The organism is Pectobacterium jejuense (assembly GCF_026800125.1).
Taxonomy (GTDB): Bacteria; Pseudomonadota; Gammaproteobacteria; order Enterobacterales; family Enterobacteriaceae; genus Pectobacterium; species Pectobacterium jejuense.
In genome coordinates, this window is sequence record NZ_JAPQKX010000013.1 from 21,239 (window position 1) to 33,878 (window position 12,640).

The 12,640-nt window shown below is 48.5% G+C and carries 15 protein-coding genes; 3 read left to right on the forward strand and 12 right to left on the reverse strand.

Annotation, left to right across the window (positions count from 1 at the left end; genetic code table 11):
* Positions 1–11: 11 nt before the first annotated feature.
* The 5 genes from NXT09_RS19785 to flgB all read right to left on the reverse strand — a co-directional run bounded on the left by NXT09_RS19785 (position 12) and on the right by flgB (position 3,614).
* On the reverse strand, positions 12–767 hold the full coding sequence (locus NXT09_RS19785; RefSeq protein ID WP_014915906.1) for a flagellar basal body rod protein FlgF: 756 nt from the start codon (positions 765–767) through the stop codon (positions 12–14).
* 21 nt (positions 768–788) lie between these two features.
* A complete protein-coding gene (gene flgE / locus NXT09_RS19790) occupies positions 789–1,991 on the reverse strand; it encodes a flagellar hook protein FlgE (protein ID WP_268580947.1) in 1,203 nt (400 codons plus the stop codon).
* Between the two features lie 74 nt (positions 1,992–2,065).
* Positions 2,066–2,749, reverse strand: coding sequence for a flagellar hook assembly protein FlgD (gene flgD, locus NXT09_RS19795; RefSeq protein WP_205554927.1), 684 nt, complete (start codon positions 2,747–2,749; stop codon positions 2,066–2,068).
* 15 nt (positions 2,750–2,764) lie between these two features.
* Positions 2,765–3,169 carry a flagellar basal body rod protein FlgC gene (flgC, locus tag NXT09_RS19800; protein ID WP_010279553.1) on the reverse strand — a complete coding sequence of 135 codons (405 nt, stop codon included), beginning with the start codon at positions 3,167–3,169 and terminating at the stop codon, positions 2,765–2,767.
* A gap of 28 nt (positions 3,170–3,197) precedes the next feature.
* Positions 3,198–3,614, reverse strand: a complete 417-nt coding sequence (gene flgB / locus NXT09_RS19805; RefSeq protein ID WP_010279550.1) for a flagellar basal body rod protein FlgB — start codon at positions 3,612–3,614, stop codon at positions 3,198–3,200.
* A 165-nt stretch (positions 3,615–3,779) separates the two neighbouring features.
* Between flgB and flgA the strand changes: the two genes are divergently transcribed.
* The 3 genes from flgA (at position 3,780) to NXT09_RS19820 (ending at position 5,333) form a co-directional block, all read left to right on the forward strand.
* Entirely contained in the window at positions 3,780–4,448 is a 669-nt protein-coding gene (gene flgA, locus NXT09_RS19810; protein WP_268580948.1) for a flagellar basal body P-ring formation chaperone FlgA, read from the forward strand.
* A gap of 145 nt (positions 4,449–4,593) precedes the next feature.
* Positions 4,594–4,890: a flagellar biosynthesis anti-sigma factor FlgM gene (gene flgM / locus NXT09_RS19815; protein ID WP_010279542.1), complete on the forward strand. Its 297-nt coding sequence runs from the start codon at positions 4,594–4,596 to the stop codon at positions 4,888–4,890.
* A gap of 5 nt (positions 4,891–4,895) precedes the next feature.
* Positions 4,896–5,333 (forward strand): flagella synthesis protein FlgN, encoded by a 438-nt coding sequence (locus tag NXT09_RS19820; RefSeq protein WP_268580949.1) that lies wholly within the window; start codon positions 4,896–4,898, stop codon positions 5,331–5,333.
* Positions 5,334–5,388: 55 nt separating this feature from the next.
* On the opposite strand, the gene NXT09_RS19825 is transcribed toward NXT09_RS19820, so the two are convergent.
* From NXT09_RS19825 to cheR, 7 genes are all read right to left on the reverse strand, one after another.
* Positions 5,389–5,799 (reverse strand): flagellar protein FlhE, encoded by a 411-nt coding sequence (locus NXT09_RS19825; protein WP_306417551.1) that lies wholly within the window; start codon positions 5,797–5,799, stop codon positions 5,389–5,391.
* 5 nt (positions 5,800–5,804) lie between these two features.
* Positions 5,805–7,889, reverse strand: coding sequence for a flagellar biosynthesis protein FlhA (flhA, locus tag NXT09_RS19830; protein ID WP_039285772.1), 2,085 nt, complete (start codon positions 7,887–7,889; stop codon positions 5,805–5,807).
* A complete protein-coding gene (gene flhB, locus NXT09_RS19835) occupies positions 7,882–9,033 on the reverse strand; it encodes a flagellar biosynthesis protein FlhB (RefSeq protein WP_205554924.1) in 1,152 nt (383 codons plus the stop codon). Before flhB ends, flhA begins: the two co-directional genes overlap by 8 nt.
* A gap of 244 nt (positions 9,034–9,277) precedes the next feature.
* Positions 9,278–9,922 (reverse strand): protein phosphatase CheZ, encoded by a 645-nt coding sequence (gene cheZ, locus NXT09_RS19840; protein ID WP_010279523.1) that lies wholly within the window; start codon positions 9,920–9,922, stop codon positions 9,278–9,280.
* A 9-nt stretch (positions 9,923–9,931) separates the two neighbouring features.
* The gene (cheY, locus tag NXT09_RS19845; protein WP_010279519.1) at positions 9,932–10,321 is read right to left on the reverse strand and encodes a chemotaxis response regulator CheY; all 390 of its coding nucleotides are present in this window, start codon (positions 10,319–10,321) and stop codon (positions 9,932–9,934) included.
* Positions 10,322–10,359: 38 nt separating this feature from the next.
* Positions 10,360–11,412 carry a protein-glutamate methylesterase/protein-glutamine glutaminase gene (locus NXT09_RS19850; RefSeq protein ID WP_010279517.1) on the reverse strand — a complete coding sequence of 351 codons (1,053 nt, stop codon included), beginning with the start codon at positions 11,410–11,412 and terminating at the stop codon, positions 10,360–10,362.
* A complete protein-coding gene (gene cheR / locus NXT09_RS19855) occupies positions 11,412–12,284 on the reverse strand; it encodes a protein-glutamate O-methyltransferase CheR (RefSeq protein WP_014915918.1) in 873 nt (290 codons plus the stop codon). The genes NXT09_RS19850 and cheR overlap by 1 nt, the downstream gene beginning before the upstream one ends.
* Positions 12,285–12,640: the final 356 nt, after the last annotated feature.

Sequence of the window (12,640 nt, forward strand, 5' to 3'; positions counted from 1 at the left end):
GCACTCGGCGCTTAACCCATTGCTAATATCTGATTAGCGCGTTGTGCATTATCGTCGACGCTACTAATGATTTTCATCTGCATTTCAAAACGACGAGCATTGGCAATCATATCGACCATAGTATCGACCGTGTTCACATTACTGCCTTCGATTACACCCGGCATAATACGCACGGTAGGATCGTTTTGCAGAACATTACCACGTTGTTGCTGAGCTTGTTGCGTCAAGCGGAATAATCCGTCATCGGACCGTTCAACTTCTTGTCCGGTAGCCTTAACAAGCTTCAAACGCCCCAATTGGGCAATCGTATTCGGTGGATCCCCAGCATTAAGCGCAGAAATCGTACCATCAGGAGAAATGCTGATCTGGGCCTGCGGCGGCACATCAATCGGCCCGCCGTCACCCATCACAACACGCCCCTGGATAGTCAACTGCCCATCAGCGTTGATCTCCATATTACCATTACGGGTGTACGCTTCACCGCCATCAGCCGTTTGCACTGCCAGCCAACTCTCTTTCGGTAAAGCGACATCCATTGCACGGCCAGTATAATTCATCACGCCTTCAGTCATATCAGCGCCAGGCGTTGAAGCGACAACCAACGTTCGGGTGGGCAGTGTCAACCCATTTACCGGTACAGCACGCAGTGCGGAAAGCTGTGCCCGGAAACCGGGCGTTGAGGCGTTCGCCAAGTTGTTCGCAGTAATCGCCTGCTTTTCCAATGACTGACTCGCGCCACCCATTGCCGTATAAATCGCGTGATCCATGCAATGTCCCCGTTAGGATAATTAACGCAGGCTAACCAGCGTTTGCAGAATGGAATCCTGCGTTTTGATGGTTTGCGCATTCGACTGGTAGTTACGCTGCGCAACAATCATGTTGACCAGCTCTTTACTCAGGTCAACGTTTGAACTTTCGGTAGATTTGCCGATCAGCTTACCCAGACTTCCGGTACCTGCCAGACCAACGACAGCCTGACCAGAGCTCGCAGTTTCAGACCAGGCGTTATCTCCTTCAGGGGACAAACCTTCTGGGTTGGCAAAGCTAGCCAGAAGGATCTGACCCAGCGGCTGTTTCTGACCGTTGCTGTAGCTACCTTCGATCGTGCCGTCGTCATTGATAGCAAAACCAGTCAGCGAGCCTGGAGCAAAACCGTTCTGAGTTGGGCTCTTATAGCTATATTCGGTATTTTGCTGCACGCTGCCAGTCAAATTAAGCGTAAACGCCCCATTCGCCGCACCATTGGTCCCAGTGAGGTTGATGTTGAAAGGCGTATGCCCCGTTAACGCACCATTAGCAGCAAAGTTCAATGTTCCTGCGTTTTGATAAACAGCAGGACTAACAGAGTCATCCTTGGCATAGGTTTGCCAGGTATTATTCGCCGTTTTGACAAAGTACAGCGTAAAGTTGTGCACGTTACCCTGACTGTCATAGGTTGTCAGTGCAGTCTTACTGTTATAGGTGCCTTCTGCACCAGGCGTTGTGGCCCAGGCGCTCGTTGGAACGGCATCTGAGGATTTCAGGTTAGCCTGAATTGAGGCAATCGTCGTTTGGCTCGCCAACATATCGCCATCAGGAACCGTCAACGGTACTGGATCGGCACCCGTTTGAACCGTTGGCGGTGTACCTGCGACCGGGTATCCCGTCAGTTGCATGCCCTGTGCGTTGACGATATTACGACCATTCAGCATGAACTGACCATTACGGCTGTAATAAGTCGAGCCATTGGTGTCTTGCAGACGGTAAAAACCACCGCCGCTAATCGCAATATCCAGGTCTCGTGAGGATGAAGTTACCGTACCGTTACCAAAATCCTGCAATACCGATGCAACCTTCACACCCATACCCACTTTAGAACCCGCAAACATATCCGCAAATGTGACGGTCCCGGATTTAAAACCCACTGTCGCTGAGTTAGCGATGTTATTACCGATAACATCCAGGTTATTAGATGCCGCGTTTAAACCACTGACCGCCTGAGAAAAACCCATGTCGCTCTCCAGAGAATTTATTAAGTCATATTCCAGATAGTGAATTTCACTGGAATAACATGAAATTTACACTGTTACAGAATCTGCCGGACATCGTCCATGGTGGCTCTGCCGCGTAGTCCTAAATCCAGTAATGCACCGTTATCGCCGCGAACGACACTATTGACAACCGCATAGCTCAATGGCTGAACAACTTGCTGTGCGCCGCCAGTACTGGCAGCAACAGTGAAGGTATAAGCCCCATCAGGCGCAACCGTGCCATCAGAAAGTTTACTATCCCAGTTGAATGAGTGAACGCCAGCAGAAAGCGTGCCCAGTTCGATCGTACGAACAGCTTTACCTGTCGCATCATTAACGGTGACGGTAACAACCTCTGCTGCTTTTTCCAGTTCCACGCCAAAGGGGGTACTGGTTTCTTTACCAACAAGAATGTCTTTTCCAGGAATCATGACACTGTGACCAATCAGCGTTGTTGCCTGCATGGATTGGTTGTTATTGATCTGACCAGAGATAGAACCCAATGTGGTATTCAACTTTTCGATACCGCTGACCGTATTAAGCTGAGCAAGTTGGCTGACCAACTGATCGTTGCTCATCGGGTTCGTCGGATCCTGATTCTTCAACTGCGCAACCAGAAGGGTCAGAAACTGATTTTGTAGGTCAGCACTGCTGTTCTTCTCTACCGCTGTTGTCGACGAAGTACTCGACGTGCTCTGTGTTCTCGTTGCCGAGGACGTATCATTAATTGTTACAGACACTATTTCGTCTCCCGATTATTGCCCGATCGTTAACGTCTTCAGCATCATCGATTTTGTTGTATTCAACACTTCGACGTTTGCCTGATAACTGCGCGATGCAGAAATGGTGTTTACCATCTCAGCCACTGGGTCAACATTCGGCATGCGAACGTATCCCTGCCCATCAGCTAGCGGATTGCCCGGTTCGTAAACCAGACGAGCAGGTGATGGATCTTCAATAACATTGGAAACGCGTACGCCACCCGTAGACTGCCCCGGAGCGGCATTCACTTCGAATACTACCTGCTTGGCGCGATAAGGCTCGCCATCAGGGCCCGTCACGCTGTCTGCGTTCGCCAGGTTACTGGCACTCACATTCAGACGCTGAGATTGCGCAGAAAGCGCTGAGCCTGAAATTTCGAATATATTTAATAACGACATGAATCTTTACCTTCCTATCGCGCTACGGTCACGAACCTGACTGCAGGACTGACATCATGCCTTTAATCTGTCCGCCCAGAACGGTCAGGCTGGATTGATATTTCAGGCTATTATCGGCAAAATTAGTGCGTTCTCGGTCCATATCGACCGTATTGCCATCCAACGCAGGCTGATCGGGTACGCGATAGAGCAAATCAAGTTCCGGCGGCTGAAAGTTCTGTGCCGGTATATGCCGTACAGATGTGGTTTTCAGCGCGATACCCGTACCGTTCACCCGCCCTTGCTCCATCGTTTTACTGAGCTGGCTGGCAAAATCGATATCCCTGGCCTGATAGCCCGGTGTATCCGCATTGGCAATATTCGCGGCCAGAATTTCCTGCCGCTGGGCACGCAAGTTCAACGCTTCCTGCTGAAACCGCAACGAGGCGTCTAATTTATCAAGCATGCTCCCTCCGCAAGTTAGAATTTGGAGTGAGTAGGATAATTCTCATGATGGCTATGCCATCGAACGAATAGACACCAAATGCAGCGCTATTTATTGCCTTAACCTCACGCTGACATCGTTACACTTAATGCCCGATATAATCAGGATCAGGAGAGCCGAACAGGAATGAAAACAATACATTATTACTTCTATCTGGCGGCGTCCTGTTTTTTCACCCTTTGTGCCCCTGTCAATGCGAACGACCTTCCTGCACAGATCAATCAATTTTTTGCCTCACGCTTTCAGGGAAGCACGAATACCGTAAACGTTGTGGTAAAATCGCCAGAGTCGCAATGGCCACAGTGCGAAGCGCCTCAAATCACGCTGCCTGGAAATACGAAAATGTGGGGTAATGTGAGCCTGTCCGTACGTTGCGGGCAACAGCGTCGCTTCATTCAAACCGAAGTTCAGGTAACGGGGAATTATGTCACCAGTGCACGGCTGATAAATCGGGGAACCACGCTGACGGAAAAAGACATTCGTTTGACAAAAGGCAGGCTCGATTTATTACCGTTGCGCCCTATACTGACGTTACCAGGTGCGCAGGGCGCAGTCCTTTTGCGCGATCTCACACCTGGCCAGGTTATTACTGCGTCTATGATCAGGCGCGCCTGGGTCGTAAAGGCCGGTCAATCAGTGCAAATTATCGCCCAAGGGGAAGGCTTCACAATTAATGGCGAAGGAAAAGCCATGAACAACGCGGCAGCCGGGCAAGCGGTTAGAGTCAGAACGGCAAATGGACAAATAGTCAGCGGAATCACAAACGAAGATGGGATTATTCTGATCTCACAGTAATTAATTAATTAAAGATTTGCTCATGTTTGCCGATGATAGTTACAGAGTCATTACTGATGACGTTTTAAAATTGAACACCAATGTGATGAGAATTCTGTAACACATTGATGATTAACCATTTATCCTCAAATCAGAGGGATGTATTATGAGTATTGATCGCACCCAGTCACTGAAGCCGGTCAGTCAAGTTCAGCAACGAGAATCTGGCGATGTCGCTAAAGCTAAACGTAAACAAGCTGAAGCACAGTCTGAAGTTAGCGCAACTCAAGTAAAACTGAGCGACGCGCAGGCAAAATTGATGCAACCGGGTACGCAGGACATCGACATGAACCGCGTTGAAACCTTAAAGCAGGCAATTCGTGATGGCTCACTTAAAATTGATGCCGGAAAAATCGCGGATGCGTTGCTTAAAGAGACTCAGGATTTTTTAGCAGGTAATTAATATTTATGGAAAATCTGCAATCGATTTTGGATCAACTGCTGAGCAACCTACGTGAGCTCGATGTTGTTATGTCCGAAGAGCAAACGCTGCTTTGCGCTGGCCATATTAATAGCATCGCACTACAACAGGTAACAGAGAATAAAACGTCTTTGCTGGCGACGATGCAGCATTTGGAAACGCAGCGCCATAAAACTGAGTCGACTCTTAAGTTGCAAGCGCCTTACGACGGTATTGAAAAGCTGTCGGCTTACTGGCAGCAAGTACAAGAGTTAACCAGACGTTTGAATAATCAGAATCAGCACAATGGCCTTCTGCTTAGCCGGCATATTGCCTATACGAATGAAGCCATCAATATATTGAAGCCACGCCATGGGCAAGGACTGTATGGTCCAGATGGTCAGTCGAAAGGCGTAACAGTTGGCGGTAGGAAAATTGCATTCTAAAAGTCTCTGCGCTTTGGGCAGAGACTTTTGACTATCTAAACAACCATATAGAAAACTACTTATAGTTTACTGCAATATCGATCGTACGCACGCTGAAAGTGTGATTAATACGACCATTTCCTTCAATATAGTAGACAAAACGAAACTCATTATTAGCAGCTAACCCGTCAAATGCTTGGGTTTTCCCATCACCACTTCCGTCTAAGTCAACACAGCGCTGCGGCGATTGTGAACACAATTTCACAACAAGCCCTACTGGTATCGCTGAATCAATCACGTGCCGCCAATATATTGTCGTAATCGTTTCATCTGGATTAACGGCTATATTAGGAGCAAAAGCTGACGTCGTAACCATTTCACCACGATGATCAAGTTTTATTCCCGGCATGCTTCCGTTCCAACTACCTGGCGTCGCGATGGCACAGGGCGGGAATGCCAGCACGACTGCAGCCAGAGAATGTGCCATCTTCCTCACTTCTGAGCTTCCCCTATCACTGATGTCATGCGAATCTGACGATGATCGCTGATCTCTAAATTAGACAGTACGGCCATGTTTGGCAGACTACGATGCAGGAATCGGGCAAGCAAAGCGCGCAAAGCATGGTTCACAAGCAGAACCGGCGGAGCACCCAACATTTCCTGCCGCTGTAGCGCTTGTTTCGCCTGTTCAAGCAAGCGATCGGCAAGCCCCGGTTCGAGGCCACCGCCTCCTTGAAGCGCCTGTAACAGGAGACGTTCCAACGAGCCTTCCAAACCGATAACCTGAAGTTCACTGTCTCCTGGGAACCACTGCTGAGTAATCGCACGTCCCAAAGCAACCCTAACCACCGTAGTAAGTTCATAAGGATCTGGCTGCACCGGCGCATGTTCAGCCAATGTCTCCATGATGGTACGCATATCCCTAATCGACACTCTCTCGCTAAGCAAATTCTGCAAGACCTTATGCAAGGTCGTTAACGTCACTACGCCCGGAATGAAATCTTCCGTCAGTTTTGGCATTTCCTGCGCAACCCGATCCATCAGTTGCTGAGCTTCCTGCCGTCCAAATAGTTCACTGGCATGCAATGCAATTAAGTGGTTCAGGTGCGTTGCTACTACGGTACTGGCCTCTACGACCGTGAACCCTTGAGCTTGAGCTTGATCTTTGAGGGCATTATCAATCCAGACCGCCGGGAGCCCAAACGCCGGATCCTGCGTGATATCTCCAGACAAAGAGCCAACCGCATTGCCTGGGTTGATCGCCATCCAACGACCAGGATGAGCCTCACCGCTACCCACCTCAACACCTTTCATCAATATGCGATAGCTGGCAGGCTGAAGTTCTAAATTATCCCGGATATGAACCACTGGCGGTAAGTATCCCATTTCCTGGGCAAACTTCTTCCTGATACTACGAATCCGGCCCAGCAGCTCGCCATCTTGCTGCGCGTCAACCATTGGGATTAATCGATAGCCAACTTCCATACCCAGCGGATCTTCAAGCTGTACGTCAGACCAGCTGGCTTCAACAACCTGATGCTTCTCCATTGATGCTGGTATAGGTTGCATCACAGGTTCTTTTTGCTGTTCTCCGCGCATCCACCAGGCAAGCCCTAACAACGATGCTGTAAATAACAGAAAGACAAAGTTGGGCATTCCAGGAACCAGACCAATAAGTCCAATAACCGCTGCACTCAGCACCATTACTCGTGGATTATTGAATAGCTGGGTGACCATCTGCTGGCCAACGTCCTGATCGGTACTCACGCGAGTAACAATGACACCCGCGGCGGTAGAAATAATCAGAGCAGGAATCTGGGCAACCAAACCATCACCGATGGTAAGCAGCGTATAGCTTTCTGCGGCCTGCCCTACTGGCATGTTGTGCTGAACTACACCGACGATTAATCCACCAACAATGTTGATGACCATGATAATCAACCCGGCGACGGCGTCACCGCGCACGAATTTACTGGCACCGTCCATTGAGCCGTAGAAGTCTGACTCCTGAGTGACTTCAGCACGGCGCTTTTTCGCTTCTTCTTCGCCAATGATCCCAGCATTAAGATCGGCATCTATCGCCATCTGTTTACCTGGCATACCATCCAACACAAAGCGGGCACCGACTTCAGCGATACGTCCGGCACCTTTGGTGATAACCATGAAGTTGATTAAGACAAGAATGATAAAGACCACGATACCAATGGCAAAATTTCCGCCTACCAGAAAGTGACCAAATGCTTCAACAACTTTACCTGCGGCGGCCGTCCCTGTATGTCCTTCCAGCAAAATGATACGGGTAGAAGCGACGTTGAGCGAAAGACGCAATAAAGTAGAAAACAGCAGAATCGTAGGAAACGCAGCAAACTCCAGCGTCCGCTGCGTAAACATCGCAACCAGCAATACCATGATGGACAGAGCAATGTTAAAGGTAAATAACAGATCCAGAATGAATGGCGGCAGCGGCAATACCATCATGGAAAGTATCAGCAGGATCAGTATTGGTCCGGCTAATATTTGCCATTGGGTACCTTTCATATTACTCGGTAAACGAAGCAAAGAGGCCAAATTAGCCATCAGTAGTATTCTCTTTAGCAAAATCCAGTGCATCCGGCACTGGTAGATGTTTCGGTTTTCTAGGAATTAATCCACCTTCCCGCTTCCAGCGTTTCAGTTGATAAACCCAGGCTAAGACTTCTGCAACGGCGGCATACAGCGCAGCCGGAATATGCTGCCCGACCTCTGAATGGCGAAATAGCGCTCGCGCCAACGGAGGTGCTTCTAAAATAGGAACGCGATGTTCGGCCCCTAACTCACGAATACGCAACGCGATCTCACCAGCCCCTTTAGCTAGCACTCTCGGTGCATTCATTTTTTTATCATCATAACGTAATGCTACCGCATAATGCGTCGGGTTAGTGACTATCACATCAGCCTTAGGCACATCAGCCATCATTCTACGCTGAGCAATTGCTCTCTGCTGCTGACGAATGCGGCCTTTAACATGCGGATCACCTTCGTTCTGTTTATGCTCATCACGAATTTCCTGCTTGCTCATTCGTAACTTTTTGATGTGGCTCCAAACTTGCCAAAACACATCAAAAGCGACCATGGGAATGAGCCCCATGATGATAAGGAAACCACACATCACGGCCAGTTCCAGCGCATCCCCCATCGCCGAAATCGGTGCTTCGGATACCAGATGCAATATCTTCGGCCAGTTATGAATCAAGAAGAAGGTACTAATGATCCCGACCATGACTGATTTCAATATTGCCTTGAAGAGCTCAGCCAGTGATTGGGCGGAAAACAACCGCTTCAGCCCAGAAATAGGATCTAATTTTTTGAAGTCAACCTTTAATGATTTGGTACTAAATAATATCCCACCAAGCAGCAAAGGCGCAGACAGCGCAACCAACACAGCCCCTAACATAATGGGTATCAACGCCGATACTGCCTGACGCAGTAATGAGCCAACATGCCGTAGCATTTGAGTGTCATCACCAATCGTTGCGTAATCAAAATTTAACGACTGTGAGACAATTCTAGCCAATCGGCCAGCCATGGCTTCGCCTCCCATCCACAAAATAGCCAGACCTGCGACCATCATCAGAACAGAAGTCAGCTCTCGCGATCGCGGGATCTGCCCTTCTTCACGCGCCTTCTCCTCTTTTTGGGGTGTGGGGGCTTCTGTTTTTTCTAGATCGCTATCTTCAGCCACTATGGCGTTCCTGTTACGACTTTCGGGATAGGAATTTGCTGCCTAGCATGACAAATACGAGAAAGTTTTATGGCTGGAACAACGAGAAAAACCAACGCTTCTTTAACGCATAGTAAGAATTAAGGGGAAGGGAAAAGCGAATTTAGCTATTTATGGCCATAAACACTGGCCATAAATAACCGAGTGATGGTGTTCGTCATCTTTTCAAGAAAGGGAGTGACTTCCTTTCTTGAGGAAAGATTCATTAGAACCCAAGACTATCCAGAAGGTCATCAACCTGATCCTGATTGGCAACAATACCTGCAGCACCTTTATCCAACTGAGGTCCATTAAGCAGACCATCATTTGCACGCTTAGGTGCATCTGGTTTTTCTGGAATATTTTCCAGCAACACCATCAGCAGTTGTTTTTCAATCTCCTGGACAACATCCATCATACGCTTGATTACCTGACCAGTAAGGTCCTGGAAATCCTGCGCCATCATAATTTCCAACAGCTGAGCATTGGTAAACGAGGTATGCTGTGGGACATCCTCAAGATAGCTACGCGTATCCGTCACTAATTCACGCGCATCTGCCAGTTCAATTGGATTTTCAAACCATTCATCCCAACGGGTTTTCAGGGATTTGGCATCCGCTTCTAGTTGGTTTTGACGTGGTTGTGCAGCCTCTACGCAGTTCAGAGCACGCTCTGCCGCTTGCGCAGTCATCTGGACAACATAGTCAAGACGATCGCGGGCATCAGGAATAGCCTCTGCTGCTTCTGCTATCGCATTATCCAGACCCAGCTCTTTCAAACTGTCGCGCAGCATACGAGTCAATTGGCCGATACGCGAAATGATCTCGGTTGCTGAAGCTGTGTCGTTCACGGACGGCATATGTGGCGTCATAAGATCCCCTTACATACCCAGTTTTTCGAAAATCTTACTCAGTTTTTCTTCAAGGGTAGCTGCAGTAAATGGTTTAACTACATAGCCGCTAGCACCTGCTTGTGCTGCAGCGATAATGTTCTCTTTCTTCGCTTCTGCCGTTACCATCAGCACGGGAAGGCTGGAAAGCGCGCCATCAGCACGAATAGTCTGTAATAGCTCCAGTCCATCCATGTTGGGCATATTCCAGTCAGAAATGACGAAATCAAAAGCACCGGCACGAAGCTTGTTCAGTGCATCTGCGCCGTCTTCTGCCTCTTCTACGTTATTAAAGCCCAGTTCCTTCAGCAGGTTACGGACAATTCGGCGCATCGTCGAAAAATCATCCACTACCAGAAATCTGAGTTCTTTATCGGCCATACCTACTCCTAAAATATTTATTGCTCACCGAGAGCTGCTTATATACGTAATGCCTGTCCGGCAGAGATTTGTGCCAACATACGCTGGCTCACCTGGTGCAAATCCACCACTTCATCGACGCCACCCATCGCAATCGCTTCACGCGGCATCCCGAAAACCACACAACTTGCTTCATTTTGGGCCAGAGTATAAGCACCAGCCTGATGGAGTTCCAACATGCCAGCAGCCCCATCATTCCCCATCCCAGTAAGGATTACCCCTACGGCATTTCGCCCGGCGTATTGTGCAACCGAACGGAATAACACATCGACTGATGGACGATGCCGATTGACGGGAGGTCCATCATTTAAACGTACTTGATAGTTTGCCCCACTACGAGCCAGTTCAAGATGGCGTGCGCCTGGTGCAATGTATGCATGACCAGGAAGAACACGTTCCCCATCTTCTGCTTCTTTCACCGTAATCTGACATAGCTTGTTCAAACGCTCGGCGAAAGACTTCGTAAAGCCAGGTGGCATGTGCTGTGTGATCAGTAATGCAGGGCTTGTCGGCGGCAGGGGCTGTAATACATGCCGTATCGCTTCCGTTCCCCCCGTTGACGCACCAATCGCGATCAATTTCTCACTACTTAGCAATGGCGTATGCTGAATAATTTTTGTCGGCTCTGCCCCAGTGCTACGCTGCGGCAGGCGCGCCTTCGCGGCCATACGAATTTTTTCCGCAATCAGCTCGCTGTATGCCAGCATCCCTTCACGGATACCTAACTGAGGCTTGGTGACAAAATCAATCGCACCAAGCTCCAGCGCGCGCAGCGTAATTTCTGAGCCTTTCCCGGTCAGGGACGACACCATGACAACAGGCATCGGGCGCAAACGCATAAGCTTCTCAAGAAAATCCAACCCATCCATACGCGGCATTTCAACATCCAGTGTTAATACCTGGGGATTGAATTTTTTAATCAAATCACGAGCAACTAATGGATCTGGCGCGGTCGCGACAACTTCCATATCAGAATGGCTATTAATTATTTCAGTCATGATCTGACGCATTAGGGCAGAATCATCAACACATAATACTCTTATCTTGCTCATTATCTTTCCTTAGCCAGCCCATATACAGTTTGCCCACGCAAATAGAACTCGCGACTGATCTGGCTGAAATTCTCTGAATGCCCGGCAAATAACAATCCTCCCGGTTTAAGCATCGGGACGAATCGACGGAGAATACGCTCTTGAGTTTCTTTATCGAAATAAATCATTACATTACGACAAAAAATAGCATCAAATGGCGCGGGAACGGACCAATCAGGTGCGAGCAGATTTAGTTGTTGGAAATGCACCATTGACGCAAGCTCAGGGCGAACACGAACCAAACCACTATGTGGCCCAGTACCGCGTAAAAAAAACCGCTGTAGTTGCTGTGGAGAAAGAGAGCGCAACTCTTCCTGACGATAGATGCCAGCCGTTGCCTTTTCTAATACCTGAGTATCAATATCGCTGGCCCATACCTGACATCCGCTCGCTTTATTACCTAAGACCTCTGCAAGTGTCATCGCCAGTGAATAAGGTTCTTCCCCCGTAGAGGCAGCCGTGCTCCAGATGGTGTAGCCATTTGGACGTTTCCTGGCATGCTCAGCCAATATGGGAAAGTGGTGAGCTTCACGGAAAAACGCTGTTAGGTTAGTGGTTAACGCATTAACAAAGGCTTGCCATTCTGCACTGTTAGGATCTGACTCTAATAATGCTAAGTACTGACCGAAATCATTGATTCCAAGCAAACGGAGACGTCTAACCAAACGGTTATAAACCATTTCACGTTTGTGATCGGCCAGAACAATGCCGGCACGCTGATATATTAGCTGACTGATTCGCCGGAAATGGGTGTCCGACAACGGCAATCTGTCAACCATCTGCGTCAGAATAGAGGCAGATTCAGGGCGATTTTGTGACGGTGTACTTTTCATATCAAACCGCTCGAATAGTGTTTTTTGCTATGGTTTTTTTCAATCTGAACTTTCCTTTACAGCTAACGCAGGTTTTTATTGTCATTCGTCAATTAGTCATCGCATTGCGATTAAAACTGACACTGTATTGGTAATACACCCCGCAAGTTCTGCAAACTGAACAGGTCAGCGTGTTCGTTCTACCAAAGCCACATGCTGTCGGGTGGCGTTGTCCCTCTCATCACAGCTGTGCTACCTGCTTTATTCTTTGGCTTTAATGCCAAAACCAGCCTCACCCCATCATATCCATAACATAAGTTACAGATTGAACAATATCATGAATTACCCAGCTTCAAAGCGCCAAGTGCTGTATTACT